Raw genomic sequence first — 25,701 nt, 5'->3', positions numbered from 1 at the left:
CTGAAATGAAAGCGCTAGTCGACCGGTTTGAAGCAGAAGGAGAATTTACCAATCATGGTGCTGCTCGTGCCTTAAAGGTTCATCTGTCCGCAGTTAACCGATTCGAAGAACAAGGATTTGCTGAAAAGGTAGTCAAGCACATGAAAGGATTTAGACTTCTGCTTAACCACCAGAAAAAAACGGATTTGATATCCCTGAAGGCTTATAACGCTCTGAAGGTGGATGCTGATCAATTAATAAAGAAATGGGAGTAAATCTTGGAAATGGCGGATCTTGAATTAATTTGCATGACGTTAACGCCTTTATTAACTATATTCCTTAACAAACACTTAAAAAACAGGAGAGCACCATTTGCGCTCTCCTGTTTACTCCCTTCGATTGCACATTTTTCAACCTTTCAAGGAGAAAAATGTGAGCAGACAATCACAGTCTATCATTCTATAATTTTATCCGTTACTGCCAAAGTTTGATCATATAATCCGCATTATCTTTAAGCATGTGATAGGCATCATCAGACAGTAAACCTGATTTATGTTGATGCTTTAATAGTTGCTTGAAGCCTTTCATGTGTTTCACTACTTTCTGTGCTTTCCCTCGTTTTTCAAACTGTTCTACTGCGGTCAGGTGCAATTCCAAGGCATGAACGGCTGCTGATTTCAGATCGCCTTCATTATTTAAACGTTGAACTACACGCTTTATACCGGCAGACATTCCCGCTGGCGGTTCTTCCAAACCAAGAAATTCTAATTCCGATAAGGATACGGATTGACTGCCGGTTACCTCTAACCGGTAGAATGAATAGGATTCGGGATTTTCAATCTCAAATGCTCGTGTATATTGCTGCCATTTGAACGATTCATTATCCCGCTCATCCAAGACGCTCCAATTTTCACCGTCGTTGGAACCTTTTAACACCCAGCTCACCTGGGCAGTTGGATCCGAATTGTCACTGGAAGTTAACGTATACATCTTTACCTTTCTTTTCTTATTAAAGTGATAGTGAATCCAAGGTTTTTTATGATCAAAATTCACCTGAGTTTCTGATGTATTATCAAATAGTTGCTTAACATTCTCCTTATCACTTCCTGTAGCAGTACCTTCTGCTTGATCGGTAAAATCATGCAGGGAGGCGGAGGCAGATAATCCATCGGTTGCTGCTGGTGTAATCGATTCTGGCAAATCCGTTAGATCGCTGCCCCACTCAGACGGTTCCGGTCCCATTTCAAAGTCTAATGTTGCTCCGTCTGCCAGGTCTTCATGTTTGATATAATTTTTCGTATAGCTTTTACCATTCACTTTTAAACTTTGAACATATTTATTTTCCTTACTGTTATTGGGCGCATTGATCACAATATCTTTGCCATTTTCCAAATGGATGGTTGCTTTCTTAAACAGTGGCGCTCCTATTGCATATTCCGAGCTTCCCATTTTGAGCGGATAAAATCCAAGCGCACTGAAAATATACCAGGCGGACATTTCGCCATTATCTTCATCACCTGCGTATCCTTGACCAATCTCGCTTCCAATATATAATCTATCCAAAACCTCACGTACTTTTTCCTGGGTCTTCCAAGGTGTGCCAGCATAATTATACATATAAATAATGTGATGGGCTGGCTGGTTACTGTGCCCATACATGCCCATTCTGACATCCCTTGCCTCGCGCATTTCGTGGATGAGTCCGCCGTAGCTTCCCGGATAGGCAGCCTTTTCCGGAGTACTGAAGAATTCATCCAACTTGTCCTCCAAGCCTTTCTTTCCGCCGTAGAGGTTGGCTAGTCCTTGTCCATCCTGGGGTGCATGGAAGGCCATATTCCAGGCATTCGTTTCGGTATAATCATGCCCCCATTCAGCAGGATTAAATGAATCTGGTGACGAACGCCATTCGCCAGACGGTTTCTTCCCATTAAAAAATCCAATGTTGGGGTTGAACATTCTATCATAATTTTGGGTCCGGCTTAAAAAGTATTGATAATCTTCCTCCTGATCAAGTGCTTTTGCTAATTGGGCTATGCCAAAATCATTGATATAGCCATCAAGTGCCCATGACATACCTTCACCTGTTGATGTATTTGTATAGCCATCAAAAATGGAGGTTTCCATCCCTTTTCTGCCAACATTATCATTTGGCGGTGCAACGGATGCATCTTTTACAGCTGATTGATAAAAACTTTCTACGTCAAAATTTGTAACACCTTTCAGATAGGCGTCAGCAAAAGCAATATTTGCACTTGTTCCCACCATTAAATTGGCATATCCCGGTGATGACCATCTGGAAATCCAGCCGCCGTCCTTATATTGCTGCACGAAGCCATCGATCATTTCTCCGGTTTTTTCAGGGGTTAGGAGTGAATATGCTGGCCATGTTGTACGATAGGTATCCCAAAAGCCATTGTTGACATAAAATTTTCCATCCTCTATCGGTGCACAGGTTTTTGTTGGTGTACTAGTTGAACACGGGTTAAGGGCTAATTGGCTGACATGTTTGTATTCGGGATTGTCAACCGTTCCTGTATTTTCAAACCCTGAATTAGGATACAGGAATAATCGATACATGTTGGAATACAGTGTTGTAAGCTGATCTTCTGATGCCCCTTCAACCTCGATGATTCCGAGTAAATCGTTCCATTTTTTCTCTGCCTTTTTCTTGGTTGTATCAAACGTACCATCGGCGCCAATTTCCTGCTCTAAATTTTTTTTTGCTTGCGCAACACTAATCAGCGAGGTGGCTATTTTCATTGTTATCTCTTTATCATCTGTCGTATCGAATTTATAATAGGCGGTTACATTATCCCTGCCTTCACCGGTTAGTTTACCGCTGCCTACGACTGGTTTATCAAATGTTGCATAGATAAACATACGTGTTGCGCCGGTTGATAAACCGCTTTTTTGGTCGGTATATCCGGATATCGTTCCATTTTCAGGATTAAGTGTAATACCGCCATTGTTGCTGACATTATCAAAGATTAAATTGGAGCTGTCATCTTTGAATGTAAATCTCATCGTTGCTGCATGATCGGTAGATGTCATTTCTGTTTGGATTCCATTTTCAAAAGTGACCCCATAATAGTGGGCTTTTGCTACCTCATTTTCATGCTTAAACGCCAATGCACGGTTTTCGCGATTTGCATCGGGCTTTCCTTCTGCATTTGACGGCATGACTTGGAATGTTTGTCTGTCTCCCATCCATGGGCTTGGTTCGTGACTTAATGCGAATGCCTGAAGCATTGGCAAATTATCGTCATTATTACTCTCATTATAGGAGTAAATCCAGTTTGAACCTGCATTGGTTACCGGCGTCCAAAAATTAAAGCCATGTGGTACAGCAACAGCCGGAAAATTATTACCTCTGGAAAACGTCCCATTGGATTGTGTGCCCCTACGTGTGTTGACGTAATCGGAATAGTTATCGTACGTCTTTGTGACGGGATTACCGTCAATTTGAATATCGTCTATCTGTCCTTTGAATGTTGCAGGGCCTTTAGGGTTATCATACGCAACCAAAATTCGCTCGATTGTTTTTCCCTCAGCAACAGAACCAATGTCTGCTTTTTTGAAATTCCATTGATTGGCATACAGTGTTTTTGAATCTCCTTGGCTTTGCGGGTCTAATTTTATACCATGCTGATCGTGTGCTTCCAAATCATGCAGATACGTCCCATCGGAAAATGCCAAATCAACCGATGCATATGTGCTTGCATAATTGGTATGATCCTTATCGGTAAAAGACGGGAAAATATAATAGGACAACGCTGTATCCGCCGTTACTTCAATATCAACATCAAGTATCTTATTATAGGAATATGCCCGTCCGTCAGGCAGGTGCGACCCTTGATACGTAATTGTATTTTCACCTGTCCAGCCAACATTTGCCTTCGCGTTATAGGTACTTGATGGGCCGTTTGCAATCATTGATTTCATATCAGAAGGGGGGGCTTCAGGCACATCAATACCATTTGAAATGGCGAGTTCTGCTAGTTGAATGATAGAATCACCGTTGTTTTTGGTAATGTTCAGCCGATAATAAAGATACTTCTCCGTATTTTCAAATTCATATATCTCCCGCTGATAACGCTCACTGAATTTTTGACTAGCCCTCGAATCCAGGGTTGTCCAATTTTCTCCGTCATTGGATCCAGCTAATTCCCAATCGCTTGGGTCCCGGCCAGGAAAGTCATTCCCTGATGTTAATGCGTATTTCACAACAGCTTCCGGCTGCCTTAGTTCAACCTGAATCGTAGCAGTATCGTCAAACGTTAACCATTTAGTAGTTTCGTCCCGGTCAATTAATTTCTCCTTCACCTCACTTGGTGGGTTTTCACCGGATACCTCAATGTTAACCACCGACTCCGTAATGTCCCCTTGGATACCGTCAAATGGAATATTCCCGTCAATTCCGGAAGCCATTTTATTTCCATCCGCGTCCGTTTCCACAGTGTTTTCCCAGTCTAGTTCAGGGTCATCCGGTTCAAACGATGTAAAATAATCATCTGAATCTGAAGCGGCTGATGCAGTTTGGACAGCTGGTATGGGAATAAGCCCAAAAAGTAAGATAAAACAAAATAGGGCTAAAAAGTTTTTCCTTACAAGTCTTTTCATCTGCCTTTATCCTCCTTTGATCGTTTTCCTGAACATACAGCATTTGGTTATCCTCCTCTCCGGTTTCTTTTATGGCGCATGTTCAGCCAGCAGTAAATAGATGCTCATCTATGACACCTCCTAAACTGTGATAGCGGTTTCAAAAGTTTTAAGGCTCAGGATCTGATGTGGGTAATTAGGTTTAGGTAAAATGATACATACGTTCGTATTGCTAGCGATATTATATAGTGTCTATTTAAAATTTTCGAAAATATTTTCTGTATTTTTTACTGAATTTCTTCACTTTTTACAGATTTTTAAAATAGAAGACACTGTGAATTAAGTGTCAGTTGTCGTATAGTGGCATATTTCCTTTTGGTGCGTTAAGGTAGATAGTATTATTATTATGAAAAATATGGGATGGGGGAGAGATAATATGGTACAAAATTTTGATACAAGAGCAGTACATCTTTCCAATAAAGAAAAGAAATCTTTTACAAGCAAGGTAACTCCAATCTATCAGACATCTGCATTCAAGTTTACGGACCTTGATGATATGGAGGATTTTTTTAACGGCAAAAATGATTATTTGTACACCCGGGTTGGTAATCCAAATCCAGATGAATTGGGTGAAGCAGTTGCGCAATTGGAAGGTGCCCCGCATGGTGTGGCGACTTCCTCAGGATTGTCGGCGATTTTGGCGGGAATATTGAGTGTCGCTAAACATGGTGACCATATTGTTGCATCTAAGGATATCTATGGGGGTACATATGAACTGTTAGCAAATGAATTGCCGGATTTTGGGATTGACGTTATATTTGTTGATTTTACTAGCCAAAAAGAAATCCTTGACGTTATTAAATCTACCACTACACTGATTTATTCGGAATCTGTAACGAACCCATTACTGCGTGTGGAAGATTTGTCTGCACTCGTTGAAATTGCGAAAGACCATAATCTTTACACGATGATTGACAATACATTCGCAACCCCTTATTTCTGCAGGCCATTTGAAAAGGGCGCTGACTTAGTCGTGCATAGCGCGACGAAATATATTGGCGGACATAGTGATGTTACTGCAGGCGTGCTAGTCGGCGGGGAGGAACTGATTGCCAAAGCAAAATCAAAGGTAGTTAATTTAGGCAGTAACTTGAGCCCTTTTGAAGCATGGCTTGCTTGCCGGGGGTTAAAGACCTTAAGTGTAAGAATGGACCGTCATGCCAATAATGCTCAGGCTTTAGCCAATGCTTTAAAAGAGAACGAAGCCGTGCAAAAAGTTTATTATCCGGAGAATGTGTCAGCAAAAGGAAATGGCGCGATTGTCACAATTGATATCACCGGAAAATGTAATGTAGCCGACTTTTTCAAATCGTTGGACTGGATAAAAATAGTTCCTACGTTAGCAGGCGTGGAGACATCCGTTTCCTATCCATTATCCACTTCGCACCGTGCTGTTCCTGAAGCTTCTAGGAAGGAGCTTGGCATCACAGAAGGGCTAATACGGATTTCGGTAGGGATAGAGGACGCAGCTGATATTATCGCTGCCTTTGAACATGCATTAAAGGAATCTGTTCTGTCTTAGTAAAGTATAATGCAGTGCCATCTCTCAGACAGAAACTTGGACAATGGCTTTTTCATTCTATTATGATAAGAATAGGTAGAATAGAATTTTAAAGAAAGGGTGGACGATTTGAAAATACTTGTAGTTGGTGCAAATGGTCAAATTGGAAAACATCTTGTTTCATTTATCCAGGATAGTGACAGCCTGGAGGCGAAAGCAATGATCCGTAAGCAGGAACAAGCATCTTTCTTTGAAAATTTAGGTGCAGAAACTGCTGTAGTGGATTTGGAAGGGGATATCGAATCGATTGCCAAAGCTGCCGAGGGAGTCGATGCGGTTGTGTTCACAGCAGGTTCTGGGGGACACACAGGGGCAGACAAAACGGTGATGGTCGATTTGGATGGTGCTGTAAAAACAATTGAGGCAGCCAAGCTTGCTGGTGTGAAGCGATTTGTTATGGTTAGTTCATTTGACACCACCCGTAAAGCAATTCAGGAGGCTTCTTCGTCCTTTGCACCGTATGTTGTGGCAAAACACTATGCGGACGAATGGTTAAAGCGGGCGGATTTGGAATATACGATTATCCATCCCGGTTTGTTGACAAATGATAAAGGAACCGGACAGATAACGGCGGCAGCAGAAGTTGGCAGGAATGAGGTTCCACGAGAGGATGTAGCAAGTGTCATTGTGGCCAGCCTTGAAAATGAAAAAACGGCTGGCAAGGAATCTCAGGTCGTGACCGGTACTACTCTGATTAAGGATGCAGTTCAATCGGTCTGATGGGTGTAGGATGATTTGGGAAAAGCGATTTATTTGCAGAACTAGATAGAAGAATGGGCCTTTGTTGGGTTCATTCTTTTTTACTTCTTTTCTCGGATCTCTCTTACCAAAGCTTTTTCAGCTACTACATTTGAACAAGTGGTATTTAGTTGTTGTGGAAGGCTGAGACAAATGTTTTAGTCAGAAAGAAATCCGAACTATGATTCAAAATAATTGAATTAGTTTTTGGATTAGTTCGGATAATTTTTTAATTAATCTACGCAGTTTAATGAATCGAATTATATGAAGGAGACTAATAGTTTTGGATGCAAAATGTATTAAATTTCACGAATTCGGTAGTCCAAAAGAAGTGTTAAACGTTAAATACAAAACCATTGATCCACCAAAAGGTAATGAAGTCCTTGTTCGAATGGTAGCACGACCGATAAATCCTTCTGATTTAATACCGATTAAAGGATCGTACGCTCATCGGATTTCTTTACCTAATATACCTGGTTATGAGGGAGTGGGTATTGTAGAAGATGTAGGTCCCTTAGTGCCCCAAAATCTTATTGGTAAACGTGTTTTACCTTTGCGGGGAGAAGGCACATGGCAAGAATTTGTTAAAACATCAGCAGAATATACAGTTTCTATACCGGATTCTATTAGTGATTTTACGGCATCACAGATGTATATCAATCCAATAACAGCTTGGGTGACTTGTACGGAAGCTTTAAAATTAAGACCGAATGATGTTCTATTGCTTAATGCATGCGGATCTGCTATTGGTCACATTTTTGCTCAATTATCGAAGGTTTTAGGATTTAAATTGATTGCGATTACTAGAAATAATAAATATACAGAGGAGTTACTGCATTTAGGTGCTTCTTTTGTAATTGATACTTCCGAAAATCTACTCTATGAAACGGTTATGGAATTAACGAATGGAATGGGGGCAGATGCTGCTATTGATTCCGTTGGAGGGTCAGCTGGAAACGAATTAGCATTTTGTGTCCATCCTAATGGGAATTTTTTAACGATCGGTCTTTTGTCAGGAGTACAGGTAAACTGGTCAGACATTATAAAAAAAGCAAAAGTAAATGCTACTATATTTCATTTGCGGAATTGGAATAAGAATGTCTCAACAGAGAAATGGCAGGACGCTTTCAATACGATTATAACATTAATAAATGATAACCAATTAAGACTCATGAAGATGAATTCTCACTACGATTTGTTACACGTAAAAGAAGCTGTTAGTGTTGTTGAATTTTCCAAAAAGGGGAAAGGAAAAGTGTTCTTAACAAGTTGATGACTTCTTTTTTCAATAATAGGACAATAAGCGCCCATAACGATATTCAAGTACCATCAATAGTATGAAAAAGAAGATTATCTTTCTATAAGTGACAGTTGCCCATTTTTTCGCATAGGATAACCACGGAAAAGTTTCCCGTCGAAAGGATGAGTTGTTTTGTGTGGCATTACAGGGATTGTTAATTGGCAGAAAGATGTTCGAGCGGAAAATACAATAGTAAAAAAAATGACAGAAACGTTGTCGCTGAGGGGTCCCGATGATACGCAAGTGTGGATAAGTCAACACGCTGCCTTCGGTCATAAGAGGCTTGCGGTTGTCGATCTTGATGGTGGAAGGCAGCCGATGAGTAAGGATCATAATGGAGTGACATATACACTCGTGTATAACGGAGAATTATACAATACGGAAGATTTACGTAGAGATTTGCTTAATAGGGGATATCAATTTGTAACAACATCCGATACAGAAGTATTACTGACAGCTTATATTGAATGGAAGGAAAAATGTGTTCAGTATTTAAATGGCATTTATGCATTTGGTGTTTGGGATCAAGAGAAGGAGCAATTATTTATGGCGAGGGATCGGCTCGGTGTTAAACCCTTGTTTTATATGGAATCCGATGGCCACTTCCTTTTTGGCTCAGAAATAAAAGCAATTTTGGCGCATCAAAATGTACATGCAGAGGTAGATCGGGGTGGCCTTTCGGAGATATTCGGTTTAGGTCCATCCAGAACCCCTGGCCATGGAATATTCAAGGGGATTAATGAATTAAGGCCGGCCCATGCGCTTGTTTATGCAAAGGATGGACTTAAAAAGTGGCGGTACTGGAATGTGAAAAGCTATAAGCATACGGATAGCCTGGATGACACAGCAGAAAAAGTAAGAAGCTTATTTGTTGATGCTGTTCAACGTCAATTAGTGGCGGATGTTCCAGTGTCCACATTTTTATCAGGTGGGTTAGATTCGAGTGCAATTACGGCCATTGCATCCAATTATTTTAAACAGAATGGCAGGGGTACATTATCCACCTTTTCTGTTGATTATGAAGGAAATGATCAATATTTTGAGGCAAGCAAATTCCAGCCCTCAAGTGATCGGCCATGGATTGAAAAAGTTGTCGATCATTTTGGAACAAACCACCATGATGAAGTGATTACAGGTTTTGAACTAGCGGATTTGCTTAAGGAGGCGGTTGATTTGCGAGATCAACCAGGGATGGCCGATATTGACTCTTCCTTGCTATGGTTTTGTCGTCGAATTAAGCAGCAAACGACCGTCAGTTTGTCCGGAGAATGTGCGGATGAAATATTTGGCGGCTATCCGTGGTTCCACGATCCGGCCGCGTCAAAAGGGGAAGGGTTTCCGTGGATGACATCATTGGATTCTAGAATTGATTTGCTTCATCCTGAATGGCAAAAAAAGCTGAATTTAAAAGAGTATGTTCACAATCGATATAAACAAACCGTTGACGAGACGCCACGGTTGGAAGGTGAAAATACATTAGATGCCAGACGCCGTGAACTCTTTTACGTGAATATGCAATGGTTTATGGCACAGCTGCTTGATCGTAAGGATCGAATGAGTATGGGGGCAAGTCTCGAGGTTAGGGTTCCCTTTGCAGACCATCAATTAGTTGAATATGTTTGGAATATTCCATGGGATATGAAACTATTTCAAGGCAGAGAGAAAGGTATATTACGAAAAGCACTTGAGGGTCTATTGCCGGAGGATGTCTTATATCGAAAGAAAAGCCCCTATCCAAAAACGTTTCAACCAGAATACACGCTGCAGGTAGTGAATTGGATGAAGGAGATTTTGGCAGACGGTAATTCTCCATTATTTAACTTTCTTAGACGGGACCGAGTAGAGGCAATTGTTAAAAGTGAAGGTACAGAGTTTACGGAACCATGGTATGGCCAATTGATGAAGGGTCCGCAGCTGATAGCTCATTTATGTCAAATTGATTATTGGTTAAGGAAGTATGATGTTCGTGTGAGTGATTAACATAGCCTAATCTAGCTAAAGTAATTAAAAGAAACCGGAAATATATGCAGAAAGTAATTTGGCAGGAAGAATCAATTATTACTACATTGTAAGAGCACTAAATCGGGCGCTTATCTGGAATTACATCTTTTTGTATTGTAATAAAATAGTTATTGCAGGAATTTTCCATTGAAACCTTCTTCCTGTCATGCTACTATAATTTTAATTGAATAATTCCTTTAATACGGTCCAGAGAGGCTGAAAAGGGTGGTATAAGCTAAACATTGATAATGGTATATCTACGGATATTTATGCCCTTTTGTCCTCTATGACAAAAGGGCATTTCTTGTGTCTGCATGTTGACAAAAAGGTTTATTATGAACTCTATTAACTAGTACTGTGTGGGTTGGATAGAGAATGGTAGACAAGTTTATAACCCATTCCCTTCAAAGCGAGGATCAACATTTAAAAAATCAGGAGGGGAACGTATGGATTATCAGAAGAAAACAGTAGTGGCATCTGTGGCAGGTTTAACATTAGAGGGCATGGATATTATGTTTATCTCATTTGCCATGTCCATGATTATTGCACATTTTAATATCGATTTAGCAACAGGCGGATTTATATCTTCTATTACAAATATCGGAATGCTTGCTGGAGGAGTGATTTTTGGCATTCTAGCAGATAAATTCGGCCGAGTACGAATTTTCACGTACAGTATTTTACTTTTCGCGATCGGTACTGCTTTAACTGGGCTTGCGACAAACATTGAACAGGTTTACGTTTATCGATTTATAGCAGGTCTTGGTGCTGGTGGAGAATACGGAATTGGCATGGCATTGGTTGCAGAGGCTTGGCCCAAGAATAAACAAGGCAGAGCATCTTCGTATGTGAGTCTAGGTGCTCAATATGGTGTCATTCTCGCGGCACTGCTAAGCGCTATGATCCTTCCATTCTTTGGATGGAGAGCATTGTTTTTTGTTGGATTAATACCGGTAATTTTTGCATTTATTGTGCGAAGAAATTTAGACGAATCACCAGAATGGGTATCTGCTCAACAACAAAAAAAGTTGGTCAACGTGAAAGAAAAAGGCAGGTTAATCCAGTTATTTGATACACCTAGAGCTACAGCGACCACCATTTCTTTAGCATTCATGGCAACTGTTCAGATTGCAGGTTATAATGGTTTGATGATTTGGTTGCCATCCATGCTGCAACAATCACAGGGATTATCCGTTTCAAGCTCCGCGATTTGGACAATTGCTACTGCAGTTGGAATGATTATTGGTATGCTAACCTTTGGACGGTTTATGGATCGATTTGGGGCAAAACGTTCCTATGGGGTGTTCCTTCTTGCATCTGCAGCAGCTGTATTTTTATACGCTTATGCGGAAGGAAATGCGGGCGTGCTGATTGGTGGAGCCATTGTAGGATTCTTTGCAAATGGAATGTTCGCCGGATATGGAGCCTTAATTAGCAATTTTTACCCAGTTCAAATTCGCAGTACGGCAACAAATGCAATTTTCAACTTTGGCAGGGCTTTAGGAGGTTTATCTCCAATCCTGGTTGGGTATATTTTGCAAAAGTATGATATGACAGTAGCGATGGGTTACCTAGCAGTTTTATATTGCCTTTCTTTTATTATAATGCTTACTTTAAAAAGTAAACCGACTGAAAATAGTGTTGCGTCGCAGCGTTCGGCTTAATTTCAGGACCATAATACAGTTACCGAACCCGTGTAACAATCAAAAATGAATTTGGCCCCTCCTTCTGTGTGAGTGGGCCATCATTTTCCATCATGTTCATTTCGGAAATGGTGGGATACTAAGCGATCAAAGTTTCGCCGTAATTTCGGCCAATCACGCTCTTTACTAAGAAAATGTTCCGTTACAGGGCGATTAGCCAGAACAAAGGGCATCTTATTTAAGAGATCTTTAAAAAAATCCCCTTAATTCATGGTGAAGTGTAAGGGGAATAATGCTTAATTTTACTTATTCAATTGAAATTCTTTAATAATGTCCACACCATCTAACAGTAGCAATTTAGAGTCAAAGGCTAATTTCTTAACCTCTTTTAGATTTGCTCCTTCTTTTATCTTATATTCTACAAGGTACGCTATCGGAATAAGTGTTAACGCCTGTAATATTTATAATAGCCATTTTGGTGAATGAGGGACTGCTTTTGTTCTGCTTTAGAAATCCCCTTCATCTAACAATGTGTTGCCAGTGTGGGGGAAGCTTTTCAGTCTTTATGTGGTTAAACTTTGTGAGTCTCACCCTTGAACCGTCAATTTTAAAAGTCATTTTGTCTGTTCCCACTGAAATATGCGGGCCAACGACAGGATTGACTTTTACTGTTATTGAAAAAATAAAACCACGAAAGTTATCCAGCCTCTTTATATTTTCAACATAAACCATATATGGGTAAACGTTTGGATATCTCGTTAGTATCGCCGAGTAAAATTCATTAATCTTGTTTTGAATTTTAGGCAGAAGCATTGAAATAACTATGTCATGGTACAGTAGTGCCTTTGATGGTTTATCGGTATTTATGTTTTCTGCCAAAGAACAAAAGGGGTGTAAAGTAATTGAAATTCCAAGTGTTAAACAAATGGCAATAACGATTTTTTTCATGATCGTCATTCCTTTCACACGGTTTAAACTTAAGATTTCCTTTTAAGAAATGTTTATGTGTGTAGGAGTATTATTCCAGAAACGAACACTTGTGGAACAGGGAATAAAGGAGCGACGCATATTATAAGATTAATATGTGTCGTTCTTTATTTTTTGACTTTTTATAATAATTTAGGTCTTGATAATTAAATGAAGTCCGATAATTTATGAAAAATTCTGATACAATTGAGTTAATATGTGGGCTTCTTCTGCAATCAGGGGAGGGTAGACAATGGGGAAACAAGTATTTACTGGTCGTTATACAACAGAAAATGATAATGATATTGTAGTTTTCATTATTGGGATGCGTATCAATAAATGGCTTGCTATTCATAAATGGTTTCCGGTTTTTACTGCAATGCCACCGATGATTAAAGAATTGTATACATATCAGGATGAGCTTGGATTTTTGTCTATGGAAAGCTTCTTTGGATTGAAAACTACTGTCATGATCCAATATTGGCGTTCCATGGAAGATCTTTTAGCGTATGCCAGAGAAGAAAAGCATTTAACGGCGTGGAGAGATTTTAATCGAAAGGTCGGGAACAATAAAGCAGTTGGCATTTATCATGAAAGTTATCAAATTAAAAAGAAAAACTACGAATCTGTCTATGGAAACATGCCTTTATACGGATTAGCTAAGGCTCTTCCACAAATTCCAATTACAAATGATTCAAATGGTGCAAGAAAACGATTGAAAGATGTAACTAAACGTTCTAAATAACTTATATTGGGTGACGGAACTAATTAAATTACATACCAATGAAGAAATCATGACAAAAAAATACTATAAGTGGACAAAAACAAGTAATTTATATAGTTATTTTGCAGCAAACACCTCTAAACACTATATTTGGGCTATAAAAAATGTGAAGATATTGCAAAGGTTATAAAAGAGGAAGAAAAGAGCTAGGTTGTTTATAAAGTAAACGTTAGGGATATTGCACAAGAGATTTTGTCGGAAATTAATAAACTACCAAGTTGGTGATTATTAGGCCAAATATTAGGCTAGTTGCAGGATATTCCTTGTTATGTGAAAAATAATATTGATCTGGATGTGATGATTATGGATATTTCTATCGAGAAATTACACGAAGCAGATTTTGAACAATTATTTGAATTTGAACTTGAAAACAGGGCTTATTTTGAGGAAATGGTACCAAGTCGTGGGAATGTCTACTATAACTTTGATATCTTCCGAAAAAGGAATAAAGCCTTACTGGATGAACAATCCCAAGGGTTATCACATTTTTATTTGATAAAAAATATAGATGGTTTAATTCTTGGCAGGATGAACTTAGTGGACATTGAAAAATCCCAAGGTTCAGGTCATATTGGTTATAGAGTGGGAAAATCCCATACAGGAAAAGGTGTTGCTAAAAAAGCATTGGGATTATTACTTGAAACTTTTACAGACCTGGATTTAAAACAGGTTAAGGCAAAAACAACAACCAATAATATAGCATCCAAAAAAGTATTAGAGAAAAACGGATTTGAGCAAACGGAATCCAATGGTGAAGAATTTGAAATAAATGGCCAGGTATTAAAATTTGTAAACTATTTATGGACCAATAAAATTTTGCCACAGTAAAACAAACGGGTGCAATTGTGGAACAGGGGTTAGGTTTCAATCGGGCCAGAGTGTTAAGGAGTACTTAAACCATTATTATAAGAAGGTTTATTTCTTTACTATTGGGGGGAAGAATAATGGATTTAACAAAGCATAATAGTGATGCTTGGGATAAAAAAGTAGATGACTAAAAGGAAAAGCGAGAGGTGGCGTGACTACATATGAACGATACTATAAGATGTCCTGAATGTAATAATGAGGTAAAGCAGGGGTATATTTTTTCTTCTCGCAGAATTTGTTGGTCAGAATCTGCTGATTCAGTCTTCGCTACCTATGGGAGTGAAGAATTAACAAATGATGCAATTTTTAAAATAAATAAAATACCAGCATTTAGATGTGAAAAATGTAATTTAGTAATTTTTAAACACAAATGAATTATTAGACTAACATCAGAAATTATACATATTAATATTGCTGACTCTTAGAAATGATGTTAAGTGCCGTGGTAACAGTTTATAAAAAAGTTGAACCGTTCTACCCCTTTGGATATACATTGTCCAAAGGGTGATTTTATGGTAAAAGTAACATAACAATATTCCATTAACGGGCCGATTATAGAATATCGCAGTTAAACATATATAATGGAAACAAATTCCATGCAGAGGTGGAGCTGTATGCCTAAAATTGACAATATGCTAGCAATTCTATGGATGCTTAGTTCAGGTGAAAAAATTACTGCAAAACAAATTTCAGAAAAGTTAGAGATAAATATAAGAACTGTGTATCGTTATATTGATACACTTTCAACAAGTGGTGTACCTATAATTTCAGACACAGGACATAACGGTGGATACACTTTATTGAATAATTTTATTGAAGCCCCACTTTTTTTTGATTTTGAGGAGCAAACCTCGCTACTTCACGCTGCTATTTTTGCAGAAGAAGCTGGATATTATGGAAGTGAAGCATTAAATAGGGCTATTTCAAAGCTAAGAAAATATTCAAATCAAGAGCAGGAAACAAAGATAAATCAACATTTAACTAGTCTTGAAGTAATAAGGCAATTAAGTTCCCTCTCTATGGAACCTTTCTTAAAGGAATTGGAGCCGGCCGTAGCTAACGGATACTCTGTAAAAATTTTATACCATAAAAGTGGCGAAGAGCAATCAAAGTATAGATTGGTTGATCCGTACAGAATTATATATTGGAATAATAAGTGGTATGTGATTGGATTTTGTCATCTTAGGAATGACATCCGTAGCTTTAGAGTAGATCGAATTGAAAGTCTAATGCTAACAGAAAATAAGTTTAACAGGCCAGAAAATTTTTCAGCACGTGACTTTTTTATGAAACACCTCCTTCCTACTATAGAAGATAAGGAGGGGATTATTTCTTTAGTTATTAATGGAAATACAAGGACGTTGGGTGATATTTGCCAACATTGGTTTTTAGGACATTATTTACAAAAACGGACTTCAAATCAAGCAGTATTTCATCTTGAAAAAGATATGATGTATACATATGTACCTTATTTACTTTTGCCGTATGGTAAATCAATTCAAATTGTTGAGCCAATAAGTCTTAAGAAAAGAATTATTGAAGTTCTGTCAGATCTAATAAAATTTCATCAAAAATGATAACTTCCCTGACGTTAGCTGTCAGGGAAGTTATATTATAATAGGCTATATCAATTGTGATGGGAGTGTTATTGGATGCAGGCAAAAAAAGTTTATCTTTATGTATTTGATTCAATGTCAGACTGGGAATATGGATATTTAATTGCTGAACTAAACTCAGGAAGATATTTCAAAAGGGATTTAGCACCTTTCAAAGTAATTACAGTAGGCGCTAATAAAGAAATCATTACTACGATGGGAGGACTGAACATAAAACCAGATATTTCCCTGAAAGAGTGTACTCTTGAGAGTAAAGATCTTTTAGTTTTACCTGGAGGGAATACTTGGGGAGAAGATATCCATCAACCTATCTTGAAAAAAATAGGCGATGCTTTAAAGTTTGGGACTATTGTTGCTGCAATTTGTGGTGCAACTGAGGGACTAGCGAATTTTGGGTACCTAGATTCAAGAAAGCATACAAGCAATGATTTAAAGTATCTTAAAATGGTTTGTCCTAATTATAAAGGAGAAAAATTTTATGAAATGAGACCTGCAGTATCTGGTGAGAATTTGGTTACTGCATCAGGAGTAGCCCCTTTGGAATTTACGATGGAAGTACTGGAAAAATTAGATGTATTTGCACCAGATACATTGCATTCATGGTATAATCTAAATAAAACTCATAAACCTGAATACTTCTTTCAGTTAATGAATTCAATAAACGGATGAGCTAAAAAGCAACTTAGCAGATTATATTAGTTTAAAAAATTACCATGCTTTAGACGATGTCAAAGCATGGTTTTTGTATATTAGTTAAAAATGTTTGGGAAGTAAAAACTTAGAAAGCACAACATCCAGACTTTTTAATCTATTGAACAACGTTAGGCTTTTTTCTTTGATAATAAATGATGGAATGATCTTCAGGAATTGGGCAAATAAAGTCCTTTAATTTAACCAAGTAAACCGTGAAATTTTCTTCCGCAAAAGGGCGCTAAAAAGTGGATTATAATCAAAGTCGTCAAAAACTAAGTGTGGGTGATTTGATTTTTGAAGTAATAGGAATGGTGAGTATAGTTATAATGGCATTATTTGAAGCGTCGGGTTTAAATATCTTACTAGTTGCATTGCTTGTTTTGATTATTAAGTTAGGATGGAACAAATTCAATCCTGAGTCCAAGAAGGATAAGAGCTATAATAAAACTGTAAGCACTGTTTTGGGATCCTCGATATTATTGCTAGTAATCATCTTTCTTTATGTAAGCAATTAATCATTCAATACTTCCCCGCAATCATTTAAAGGGCCATTTTATTGAAGATTGCTAGGCGGTTTATCTTTCACCAACGGACGGTAGAGTTTTATATAAGTAAATTATTATACTGGGGGAGAGAAAAATAAATAGGAATCAGAAATTAGCAATTGTATTTATTTTATTAGGTACTTCTTTATAGCTGGTGGATTTGCATTAAAGGAATTTATTGAATACTCACCTCTTTTCGGGTGGTTAGTTGGACTGATTTGTGAACTAATTGCATTAGTATTTGCTATTAAATGAAACCGAGATAAAAAAAGATCTTATTAAGTTAACTGATGCTTATATTGAATAAAGTGTAATCATGATTTAACACAATAGGGCGCGATTGTAGAACAACAAAAGCCTAATTTCGCTTTCAAACAAAAGAGAAATTAGGCTCAATCTAATCGAGACATCTGAAATTCAATTATGGGATTTGAAGGAGAATATTCGTTATGTGGATTCCGTAGATATTAAAGTATTTGATTATATTTATTTATTTTAGTCAGACCATTGTTAGTTGAAGAGTTTCAGTTTCATTTTAAATGCCGTTGCTAAACATATTGGTATTCCGGAATAGGGCGAACTTCCAGAATAAGGATTGGCGCCTAATTTTGCGAAAAAGGACGCTTTTCTGGAATAAGAAAACTAGGGCTTGTTAACAATTATTAGATTATATAAATCTACAACAAGTATTGTAATGGATATCAATAATAGAAGGGTATAAAGAATTGTTGATCCCCTTTTATCTATTAAAGAAGCAATGCTTATCGCAATCACGGCGAACGCCAAAGGAAAGGCTAACCAAAATCCCAACTGTCCAACAATTTCAATTTGTAGAGTAAAAGAATTATAAAAAGTATTGTATAGGAAACCAATTACCAATAGAAATGTTAAAGTAACATTTAAAATGTTTAATGTGCTTTTGGGTTTTATACGAGAAGAGTTTTCAACCATGTCAACGCTTCAATTCTTATTTCCTTTTATTGTAAAAGTATGACTTTTTTAAGTCAACATGGCTTATTAAACCTATGTGACTTTGAAATTATTTAAATCATAGATGTTAAATTGTTATCTCTGAATCCTCCTTATCGGGAATGATTAACCTTTTATAGAAATGTAATATTACTCAAATGGGCGCAGTAACTGAACAAAAGTGCTTCCATTCACTTTCTTTAATTATAGGATTTTTAAGTATTACAAAATAAATTAAGAATGGGATGTGGTGTTTTATGAAGGTCGAGGTAAAGGAACATAATGAGAAACGGGAGCGAATGTTCAAAGAAGAATCCCGCCGTATTAAAGTTATTTTTGGTGATGAATTAATTGACATCCACCATATTGGCAGTACCTCTGTTAATGGGTTAAAAGCTAAACCCATTATTGATATTATGCCAGTAGTAAAACATATTGGAAAAGTCGATTCGCTTACAGAGCAAATGGCGAAAATTGGCTACGAATCATTGGGTGAAAATGGTATAAAGGGAAGAAGGTATTTCAGAAAAGGTGGGGATAATAGAACGCATCAAATACACGTCTTTCAGGTAGATAACAAGGGTGATATTGATCGTCATTTAGCAGTTAGAGACTATCTGCGAACACACTCCGAAGACGCCAAGCAGTATGGGGATTTAAAAGAAAACCTGGCTAAACAGTTCCCAAGTGACATTGATTCTTATGCGGACGGTAAAGATGCGTTTGTTAAAAAGTTGGAGAAAAAGGCAGTTCATTGGTATAGCAGGAGTGTGAACTAAACTGTATAATAGAAGTCTTACAAAGCTGTCACTTTAATGTAAGGGAAGTCGATACCTTATGAATAGCGAATAGAGTATATTTTCCTTATTAGAATCAAAAAAGGGGGATATCTATATGGACTTGTTTGAACAACAAAATGTTAATTTATTCCGAGCGATTAACGACTTAGGCAAGCAATATACATATTTAAATCCAGTGTTCGAATTTATTGCAGAATATATGGTGTATTTTCTATGTTTAAGTGTCATCATGTTTTGGTTTTCCAGGGGAAATAATAAGAATCGGATTATGATTATCAGCGCCGGAATAGCCTTTGTTCTGGCCGAAATTATAGGGAAGCTGGCAGGATTATTTCATTCAAATAATCAACCATTTGCTACACTTTCTAATGTTAATAAATTAATAGAACATTCTATCGATAACTCCTTTCCAAGTGACCATACTATTTTATTTTTTGCCTTCTGTTTTTCCTTCTGGTTATTTGGAAAAAGATTTGGATTTGTATGGATCATACTAGCTTCATTAGTAGCTTTTTCACGTATATGGGTAGGTGTTCATTATCCAGCTGATGTTATTGTAGGTGGGGGGATAGGTATTATAGCAGCATTTATCACCTACTTGATTGTACCAAGAATAGATTTTATTAAACAATTGTTGAAGGTTTACGAGAAAGGAGAAAGATACATATTATCTTCCGGAAAAAGATCTAGGGATCATTAATGTTTTGGAAGACAATAAAAGGGCGTTAATCCGTACTTCCTGGTTCGATAAAACCTGTACTACCACCCATAGGAACCATTTTAATATATTGCTTTCTTTAACCATTTCCATCTTAGAAAAACACTACTAGGCTATTAGCATAGTAGTGTTTTTTCGTCATTTTTCCCTTTCATGCAAGAATGGATCAGCGGGGTGATTGCACCCAGTGCTGCCATTCATAAGGTAACATTGTCTGATATTTCGGCTGAAGGAAGCGATCGTCGATAAGTGCGATGGTGCCACGGTCTGTATCGGTGCGGATGAGTCTGCCGCCAGCTTGTAGCACTTTGTTCATGCCCGGATAGACGTATGCGTAATCATAGCCATGGTGTCCGTTTGCTTGGAAATAATCTTTGATAATATCACGTTCCAGTCCGATTTGTGGTAAACCCACGCCAACGATGATCACGCCTTGCAACCGGTTTCCTTTTAGGTCGACACCTTCGGAAAAAATACCGCCAAGGACAGCGAAACCAACAAGACGCTCCTTTCGATCATCTTTTTCCTCAAATGCCTCTAGAAACACTTCTCTATCAATCTCAGACATTTGTCCATGTTGTACAATGGTCTGCACTTTTGGCGCTGCAATGGCAAATCGCTCATACACCATTTTCATATAAGTATAGGACGAGAAAAATACTAGAAAATTACCCTCTCGTTTTGCCAGCAAATCTGTGATAAAGGCAACCATCGGATCTAGCGTGCGTTCCCTGTCACGAAATCTTGTCGATAGTGGCTGGATGATCACCTCGGCATACTCCCGCTCAAAAGGGGAGGGGATAGATAGAACATAGTCCTCTTCCTGTCCTCCAAGTAAATCCATGTAATAGCCTGCAGGTGTCAATGTTGCCGAAAAGAATATTTTCGAGCGGAAGCCTTTACCCATACGTTTGAGCTGATGGGATGGATCAAGGCAAAACAATTTCAACGCGATATCATCGCCCTCGACTGTCACGTAGCTCGTAAATCGCTTATCATACAAATCCGCAATTTTTACAAACGACTGTCCCGCGAAGTACGTATTCAATAACAACTCATCAGCATCACCACCGTGCCTCAACTCTTCCTCCGCATCGTAAGCAAATGCGTTAACCGCACGTACCAGCTTTCCATCTAGTTCTCTTTCTGGTATTTGGTTCTGTTTCTTTTTAGCAAGTAGGTGATCGCTCACAGCTTTGGCCGATTTGGCAATAACCTCCTTACTCGCTTTATATTCCTGATACAAGGCAAGAAAGTCCGCTCTGTTCACCGTTGCTGAATACATCTCCCTGGCACGGTCCACCAGATTATGTGCTTCATCTATTAGCAGTGCTGTCTTTTTCCTTTGTTCGTCAAACAGGCGCTGCAGGGAAACCCTTGGATCGAAAATATAATTATAATCACAGATCACGACATCCGCCGCATACGCTAGGTCCAGTGAAAACTCAAACGGACAAACCGTGTGTTTGCGGGCATATGTTTCAATCACGGACCTTGTTAGTATAGATTCGTGTTGCAAGATATCCAAAACAGCCCCATTGATGCGGTCATAATAGCCGTTAGCAAATGGACATTCTGCTTTATCACAGTTCACTTCCTTCTGAAAACAAATCTTTTGCTTGGCTGTAATCGTCACAACCGTTAACTGAAGGCCTTTTTCCTGCAGAATTCGGAAAGTTTCTTCGGCTGCAGTACGAGTGATTGTCTTGGCAGTCAAATAAAAAATTCGTTCCAGATGCCCTTCACTAATTGCTTTTACAGCGGGGAAAATAGTTGAAATGGTTTTGCCGATACCAGTTGACGCTTTGGTAAACAGTGTTTTTTTCTCTTGAATCGTTTTAAATACAGCACCAGCAAGTTTACGCTGCCCCTCGCGGTAATTGTCAAAGGGAAATGCCAACTTCTTTGTACTTGCATTCCTTTTTTCCAGAAGCTCCATTCGCAATTTGGCATAAGGAGTATATTGGGAAATCATATCCATTAGGAAGTCAGCCAATTCCTGGCGTGTCATTTTTCGTTGGAACTTCTTTTGCTGTTCTGATTGAAGGTGTACATATGTTAGTTGGATTGTGATGTTTTCCAGATTGTTATCCGTCGTATAGATATAACCGTACACAAAGGCCTGGGCCCAGTGCACGGGATACGTTTCCTCTGTGATCAGGTCCAATGGTCCGGATGTCGATTTAATTTCATCAATAACAATAGAAGGGCCGTCATCATTTTTCAGCAGCCCATCACAGCGCCCATCGATTTGAAAGGTGATATCATTGTACGAAATCTTCGTTTGCAAATAGACTTCTTTCTGATCGTTCTTCCCATAGGTTTTCTGGATTTTTTGATGTGCTTTGGTACCATCAACCAGTGGTGTTGTCGAACGAAAGCCAGTTTCGATACTGCCACTTCGAAATACATATTCCACGAGTCCCCTGGCAGACAGATGGAGGTGTTTCGCGCCTTCTGTTTTTAGTTTAGTCATATCAAATTTTCATTCCCATTCTATGTACAAGGGTAGTATCTTACCTTTTGTTTTTTTACACAATTAGCCAAGTACTCTAAAAATCTAGGTTTCGCCTGTGCAGGAAATTCATTTGTTCTCTGCTCCCATAACCAATTATAATATGTTTATAGATAATTATCACGTGAATGGGAACGTTTGTTTCGGAATCTGGAAATAAAGTTATGGAAAATAGTATAATTCACACAAGGTTAAAGTTGTTTTATCGTATGGACATCGAAAAATTACATAGTTTTGCAGGTGAGTATGAAGCATCGCAAAGACTTTTTATTGACCCTAAGACAGTTTCTGATTACTACCATGACTGGCATGAACTGTATCAAGAAATACTAAATTACGCGTCCATTAGCATGAATCTTTATACCATAATAGGGCACTTGTCAAGAACAAGCTCCGTTTACTGTAAGGTAATGTTACACATTATATGCTCAAAAAGACACAATGAAAACTGAAGATAAAAGCGAAGGAGGCCTATTTTTGAGTAAATTATATGCAATTCATGGTGGGGAGAGTATATTTGCAATTGTTAAAGCGGATTCCAAGGAAAAGGCTTTTGATGTTTTTGCTAGTAATCAAGTAGGAGATGAAATTATTAGGGAACACATCTCAGAATTTGTGGTCAATAGTGGCCTACTTGAGGATTTTTATAAAGACGATAAAGGCTCTTTTTTCGATGATTTCACTGGTGAATATCCTAAAAGAATCAAACAGTTGGATAAACAAGAGCAAAAAAATTATGTTGATTCTTGGATAGAAGGGAACATCAATCAATTTTGGAATGATAAACCTCAATTCGCTGCAGAGTATCTCAAAGAATTAAATAATAGTTTGAATTCAAGTGACAATTATAAGGCAGAATTTTCGCATGAGTTTTGGCTGGATACAATCAAAAGGGTGATTCAAAAAGGTGATTGGTACGAAGATTTTGATATTGTTAAAATTGAATTAGAAGATGATAATTATCAACTAATATATGATAACTAATTCTAAATTATAGATTTCAATTTAGTGTTTTCCATCAATATAATCATTGTTCATTTAACGGCCGCGATTGTAGAACAACAAAAGCCTAATTTCCTTTCAAACGAAAGAGAAATTAGGCTCAATCTATTTATTTCACATGCAAAATATCATGAAAAATACGCAAAATAAAATTAAAAGTTACATTCCATAATTCAAGAATTACAGAAAGTTATCATTAATTTTAAAAAGGCTTTATTAAACTGACTGATGCGATTAGAAACAAATATAACCACCTTTCCTCTTTTTTGATCCGGATACTAAGTAAAATTTGGTAGGGGGGCTTTTTATTAAGTAAAGGAAAGATCCCCTTGGAGTGTTAGAAGAAGCATTTTATTAAAGGAGAAAAGGTTTGAATGACAAAAAATATAAACGTTGGGACATTTATCTAATCAATTAGTGTGATTGGCTGCCTTAACGTACATTTCCTTTAAAATGTTGCTGCTGGAAGCAAATGAGAACAAAGAAAAACACCTTTTTATTTTTTTGTAAAAAAGTGGAACTTTCCGGAGTGTTATCGGGTCTGTATATATAAAGGGAGGTGATTGAAATCAGTCAGCCAACTGAAAAAGAAATATATGAAGGCTATTTTGAAAAGGTGTATAAAACAGCTTATTATATCTTGAGAAGCCAAGAATTAGCAAAAGATGCTACCCACGATACATTTATAAAAGCGTTTAAAAACCTCGGGAAAATTAAACAGCAATCAAAAATTAGTGCTTGGATAACTACTATTGCTACACGCACAGCCATTGATATTTACAATAAAAATAAAAAACAAAAAACATATGAGTTTAAAGAAGAAAACCATGTTTCAAATTCAGATGAATTTGACTACACGAAAGATGAGCTAGAAAGTTATTTAGATAACATTCCACCTGAACACAAGCAGATACTGATTTTGAAATATATGGAAGGTTTAACGGAAAAAGAAATTGCAAAACGACTTTCTATTAAATTAGGAACCGTTAAATCAAAAATATTCCGTGCGAAACAAAAATTATATGAACAGTATCAATTAGGAGGTGAAAACAGTGTTGGAGAATAACCGGGAAGAAGAACGTTTAAAGAAACACTTAACAAAGGAAATGGATTCAATTAAAGTGCCGGAAGGATTAAAGGAAGAAATGTGGACGCAGATTAAGCCAGTACGTAAGAAGAGAAGATTAAATTTAAAAATTGTTCTTCCATATGTAGCAACGTTTGCGTGTATTATCATCATAGTTGCACTTGGATTAAGTGGATTCCCTTTTAGTTCGGAACCAACGCCCAGTGATAACGTAACAAACCATGATAAAAATATACAGACAATTGAAGCTGTATTAGAGAAAGCCCTTACCGGTCCAAAAGATGAAGTGGAAAAAATGACAGAAGGCGTGGGACTGGAAGATTTAGTCCAATATGAAGAAAAACTATATAGAGATTACTTTGCAGATGATACTTCCTACCTGAACTTTGTAAATAGCTACGGTTCAACATTAATGATTATACCGAAGAGAAATGATTACAACTTAAAGGTAAAAAATATCGAGTATGAAAAGTCGGAATCAAAAGAGATAATTTATGATTTTACTGTAGAATTGCAATACCAAAAGCAAGGTAGTGAATCATCCAAGGTTGAGATGATTACTGGAGAAGCTAATATGAATGAGGAACATAAAATAGAAGGTATGGCAATTCGTATTGATGACTTTTTAGGTTCTTTGCTCAAAAAATAGATACATTTTTCACAATTATTGGTGTGAAGTTGGAAGTCCGTTATCTTAGTATAGTGATGGATGAAGTGTCAAACTAGAAGGTCGGCCTGTATTCGACCTTCTATCATTTTTTATTGGTCGTACAATGAAATTACTTTTTTACTGGTACTAGTACAGTTCTTTGAAGCGGAATCCCACCCATTGCTGCATTCCGTGTATGGACCATATAGAGTCTATCATCAATTAGAAAATATCCATTCTCCCTGTATTTAACATTTCTTCCCTGACGTTCCAGTTCATGAACAACTGCTTTTGCATGTTCAGTAAGATTAGAATAACGATTGTCCAATTCTATCGTTATATTCTTATTTCTATAACCGAGGAGACGAGTGAGACCAAAGAGTATGATAGAAAGGATAATAATCGCAATAATGATATCCCACATAAATTTCCCTCCCAATTTGGAATAGGGGATGTTTTTTACGATAGTGTAAAATGCAACCTTAGAATGAAAAGCTGCATTTCTTCAAGTGTTTATATATAGTATACTTTTAATATTATGTGAATTCAATGACAATGGTGTATATAATAAAAACTACTACTATATTGCGGATTAAGTGTCATGCATTT

The 25,701-nt window shown here is 37.6% G+C and carries 22 protein-coding genes; 18 read left to right on the top strand and 4 right to left on the bottom strand.

Going from position 1 to position 25,701, the window contains the following annotated elements; genetic code table 11:
- Window positions 1–5: 5 nt before the first annotated feature.
- Window positions 6–254 carry an FIMAH domain-containing protein gene (locus tag CFK37_RS20755; protein WP_425445395.1) on the top strand — a complete coding sequence of 83 codons (249 nt, stop codon included), beginning with the start codon at window positions 6–8 and terminating at the stop codon, window positions 252–254.
- A gap of 199 nt (window positions 255–453) precedes the next feature.
- Here CFK37_RS20755 and CFK37_RS19140 read toward each other — a convergent pair whose 3' ends face one another.
- Entirely contained in the window at window positions 454–4,599 is a 4,146-nt protein-coding gene (locus CFK37_RS19140) for a GH92 family glycosyl hydrolase (protein WP_089063376.1), read from the bottom strand.
- 415 nt (window positions 4,600–5,014) lie between these two features.
- On the opposite strand from CFK37_RS19140, the gene CFK37_RS19135 reads away from it, so the two are divergent.
- From CFK37_RS19135 to CFK37_RS19115, 5 genes are all read left to right on the top strand, one after another.
- Window positions 5,015–6,160 carry a trans-sulfuration enzyme family protein gene (locus CFK37_RS19135; RefSeq protein ID WP_089063375.1) on the top strand — a complete coding sequence of 382 codons (1,146 nt, stop codon included), beginning with the start codon at window positions 5,015–5,017 and terminating at the stop codon, window positions 6,158–6,160.
- Window positions 6,161–6,268: 108 nt separating this feature from the next.
- Window positions 6,269–6,919 carry an SDR family oxidoreductase gene (locus CFK37_RS19130; protein WP_089063374.1) on the top strand — a complete coding sequence of 217 codons (651 nt, stop codon included), beginning with the start codon at window positions 6,269–6,271 and terminating at the stop codon, window positions 6,917–6,919.
- 301 nt (window positions 6,920–7,220) lie between these two features.
- Window positions 7,221–8,210, top strand: coding sequence for a zinc-dependent alcohol dehydrogenase family protein (locus CFK37_RS19125; RefSeq protein ID WP_089063373.1), 990 nt, complete (start codon window positions 7,221–7,223; stop codon window positions 8,208–8,210).
- Between the two features lie 159 nt (window positions 8,211–8,369).
- A complete protein-coding gene (asnB, locus tag CFK37_RS19120) occupies window positions 8,370–10,217 on the top strand; it encodes an asparagine synthase (glutamine-hydrolyzing) (protein ID WP_089063372.1) in 1,848 nt (615 codons plus the stop codon).
- A gap of 467 nt (window positions 10,218–10,684) precedes the next feature.
- On the top strand, window positions 10,685–11,902 hold the full coding sequence (locus CFK37_RS19115) for an MFS transporter (RefSeq protein ID WP_089063371.1): 1,218 nt from the start codon (window positions 10,685–10,687) through the stop codon (window positions 11,900–11,902).
- A gap of 498 nt (window positions 11,903–12,400) precedes the next feature.
- Here CFK37_RS19115 and CFK37_RS19110 read toward each other — a convergent pair whose 3' ends face one another.
- Complete coding sequence (locus CFK37_RS19110) at window positions 12,401–12,829, bottom strand: DUF3888 domain-containing protein (protein WP_157724904.1); 429 nt, start codon at window positions 12,827–12,829, stop codon at window positions 12,401–12,403.
- Between the two features lie 271 nt (window positions 12,830–13,100).
- Between CFK37_RS19110 and CFK37_RS19105 the strand changes: the two genes are divergently transcribed.
- The 9 genes from CFK37_RS19105 (at window position 13,101) to CFK37_RS19065 (ending at window position 19,821) form a co-directional block, all read left to right on the top strand.
- Window positions 13,101–13,592, top strand: coding sequence for a DUF4188 domain-containing protein (locus CFK37_RS19105; protein ID WP_089063369.1), 492 nt, complete (start codon window positions 13,101–13,103; stop codon window positions 13,590–13,592).
- A gap of 49 nt (window positions 13,593–13,641) precedes the next feature.
- Entirely contained in the window at window positions 13,642–13,761 is a 120-nt protein-coding gene (locus CFK37_RS19100) for a ClbS/DfsB family four-helix bundle protein (protein WP_245837404.1), read from the top strand.
- A 173-nt stretch (window positions 13,762–13,934) separates the two neighbouring features.
- Complete coding sequence (locus tag CFK37_RS19095) at window positions 13,935–14,459, top strand: GNAT family N-acetyltransferase (protein WP_172840577.1); 525 nt, start codon at window positions 13,935–13,937, stop codon at window positions 14,457–14,459.
- A 200-nt stretch (window positions 14,460–14,659) separates the two neighbouring features.
- The gene (locus tag CFK37_RS19090; protein WP_089063368.1) at window positions 14,660–14,872 is read left to right on the top strand and encodes a PF20097 family protein; all 213 of its coding nucleotides are present in this window, start codon (window positions 14,660–14,662) and stop codon (window positions 14,870–14,872) included.
- Window positions 14,873–15,112: 240 nt separating this feature from the next.
- Entirely contained in the window at window positions 15,113–16,075 is a 963-nt protein-coding gene (locus tag CFK37_RS19085; RefSeq protein WP_089063367.1) for a helix-turn-helix transcriptional regulator, read from the top strand.
- A 75-nt stretch (window positions 16,076–16,150) separates the two neighbouring features.
- On the top strand, window positions 16,151–16,783 hold the full coding sequence (locus CFK37_RS19080; protein WP_089063366.1) for a type 1 glutamine amidotransferase family protein: 633 nt from the start codon (window positions 16,151–16,153) through the stop codon (window positions 16,781–16,783).
- Between the two features lie 350 nt (window positions 16,784–17,133).
- On the top strand, window positions 17,134–17,322 hold the full coding sequence (locus CFK37_RS19075; protein ID WP_157724903.1) for a hypothetical protein: 189 nt from the start codon (window positions 17,134–17,136) through the stop codon (window positions 17,320–17,322).
- Between the two features lie 1,256 nt (window positions 17,323–18,578).
- A complete protein-coding gene (locus tag CFK37_RS19070; protein ID WP_089063364.1) occupies window positions 18,579–19,100 on the top strand; it encodes a GrpB family protein in 522 nt (173 codons plus the stop codon).
- Window positions 19,101–19,215: 115 nt separating this feature from the next.
- Entirely contained in the window at window positions 19,216–19,821 is a 606-nt protein-coding gene (locus CFK37_RS19065; protein ID WP_089063363.1) for an undecaprenyl-diphosphatase, read from the top strand.
- Window positions 19,822–20,005: 184 nt separating this feature from the next.
- On the opposite strand, the gene CFK37_RS19060 is transcribed toward CFK37_RS19065, so the two are convergent.
- A complete protein-coding gene (locus tag CFK37_RS19060; protein WP_089063362.1) occupies window positions 20,006–22,315 on the bottom strand; it encodes an ATP-dependent DNA helicase in 2,310 nt (769 codons plus the stop codon).
- A 516-nt stretch (window positions 22,316–22,831) separates the two neighbouring features.
- Between CFK37_RS19060 and CFK37_RS19055 the strand changes: the two genes are divergently transcribed.
- The 3 genes from CFK37_RS19055 (at window position 22,832) to CFK37_RS19045 (ending at window position 25,092) form a co-directional block, all read left to right on the top strand.
- Window positions 22,832–23,338 carry a hypothetical protein gene (locus CFK37_RS19055; RefSeq protein ID WP_089063361.1) on the top strand — a complete coding sequence of 169 codons (507 nt, stop codon included), beginning with the start codon at window positions 22,832–22,834 and terminating at the stop codon, window positions 23,336–23,338.
- 577 nt (window positions 23,339–23,915) lie between these two features.
- The gene (locus tag CFK37_RS19050) at window positions 23,916–24,422 is read left to right on the top strand and encodes an RNA polymerase sigma factor (protein ID WP_089063360.1); all 507 of its coding nucleotides are present in this window, start codon (window positions 23,916–23,918) and stop codon (window positions 24,420–24,422) included.
- A complete protein-coding gene (locus CFK37_RS19045; RefSeq protein ID WP_089063359.1) occupies window positions 24,409–25,092 on the top strand; it encodes a hypothetical protein in 684 nt (227 codons plus the stop codon). Before CFK37_RS19050 ends, CFK37_RS19045 begins: the two co-directional genes overlap by 14 nt.
- Window positions 25,093–25,222: 130 nt before the next feature.
- Here the strand turns inward: CFK37_RS19045 and CFK37_RS19040 are convergent, their stop codons facing one another.
- A complete protein-coding gene (locus CFK37_RS19040) occupies window positions 25,223–25,516 on the bottom strand; it encodes a hypothetical protein (RefSeq protein WP_089063358.1) in 294 nt (97 codons plus the stop codon).
- Between the last annotated feature and the right edge of the window lie 185 nt (window positions 25,517–25,701).

It is taken from the genome of Virgibacillus phasianinus, from assembly GCF_002216775.1.
Taxonomy (GTDB): domain Bacteria; phylum Bacillota; class Bacilli; order Bacillales; family Amphibacillaceae; genus Virgibacillus_F; species Virgibacillus_F phasianinus.
Note: the sequence above shows the minus strand (reverse complement) of the source record. Positions and strands in the feature narration are given on the sequence as shown.

Excerpts from the sequence above, each read along its gene's own strand:
- CFK37_RS20755 (WP_425445395.1), top strand. The coding sequence starts at position 6 with ATGAAAGCGCTAGTCGACCGGTTTGAAGCAGAAGGAGAATTTACCAAT.
- CFK37_RS19140 (WP_089063376.1), bottom strand. The coding sequence starts at position 4,599 with ATGAAAAGACTTGTAAGGAAAAACTTTTTAGCCCTATTTTGTTTTATC.
- CFK37_RS19135 (WP_089063375.1), top strand. The coding sequence starts at position 5,015 with ATGGTACAAAATTTTGATACAAGAGCAGTACATCTTTCCAATAAAGAA.
- CFK37_RS19115 (WP_089063371.1), top strand. The coding sequence starts at position 10,685 with ATGGATTATCAGAAGAAAACAGTAGTGGCATCTGTGGCAGGTTTAACA.
- CFK37_RS19110 (WP_157724904.1), bottom strand. The coding sequence starts at position 12,829 with ATGAAAAAAATCGTTATTGCCATTTGTTTAACACTTGGAATTTCAATT.
- CFK37_RS19105 (WP_089063369.1), top strand. The coding sequence starts at position 13,101 with ATGGGGAAACAAGTATTTACTGGTCGTTATACAACAGAAAATGATAAT.
- CFK37_RS19100 (WP_245837404.1), top strand. The coding sequence starts at position 13,642 with ATGACAAAAAAATACTATAAGTGGACAAAAACAAGTAATTTATATAGT.
- CFK37_RS19095 (WP_172840577.1), top strand. The coding sequence starts at position 13,935 with ATGGATATTTCTATCGAGAAATTACACGAAGCAGATTTTGAACAATTA.
- CFK37_RS19090 (WP_089063368.1), top strand. The coding sequence starts at position 14,660 with ATGAACGATACTATAAGATGTCCTGAATGTAATAATGAGGTAAAGCAG.
- CFK37_RS19085 (WP_089063367.1), top strand. The coding sequence starts at position 15,113 with ATGCCTAAAATTGACAATATGCTAGCAATTCTATGGATGCTTAGTTCA.
- CFK37_RS19080 (WP_089063366.1), top strand. The coding sequence starts at position 16,151 with ATGCAGGCAAAAAAAGTTTATCTTTATGTATTTGATTCAATGTCAGAC.
- CFK37_RS19075 (WP_157724903.1), top strand. The coding sequence starts at position 17,134 with ATGGCATTATTTGAAGCGTCGGGTTTAAATATCTTACTAGTTGCATTG.
- CFK37_RS19070 (WP_089063364.1), top strand. The coding sequence starts at position 18,579 with ATGAAGGTCGAGGTAAAGGAACATAATGAGAAACGGGAGCGAATGTTC.
- CFK37_RS19065 (WP_089063363.1), top strand. The coding sequence starts at position 19,216 with ATGGACTTGTTTGAACAACAAAATGTTAATTTATTCCGAGCGATTAAC.
- CFK37_RS19060 (WP_089063362.1), bottom strand. The coding sequence starts at position 22,315 with ATGACTAAACTAAAAACAGAAGGCGCGAAACACCTCCATCTGTCTGCC.
- CFK37_RS19040 (WP_089063358.1), bottom strand. The coding sequence starts at position 25,516 with ATGTGGGATATCATTATTGCGATTATTATCCTTTCTATCATACTCTTT.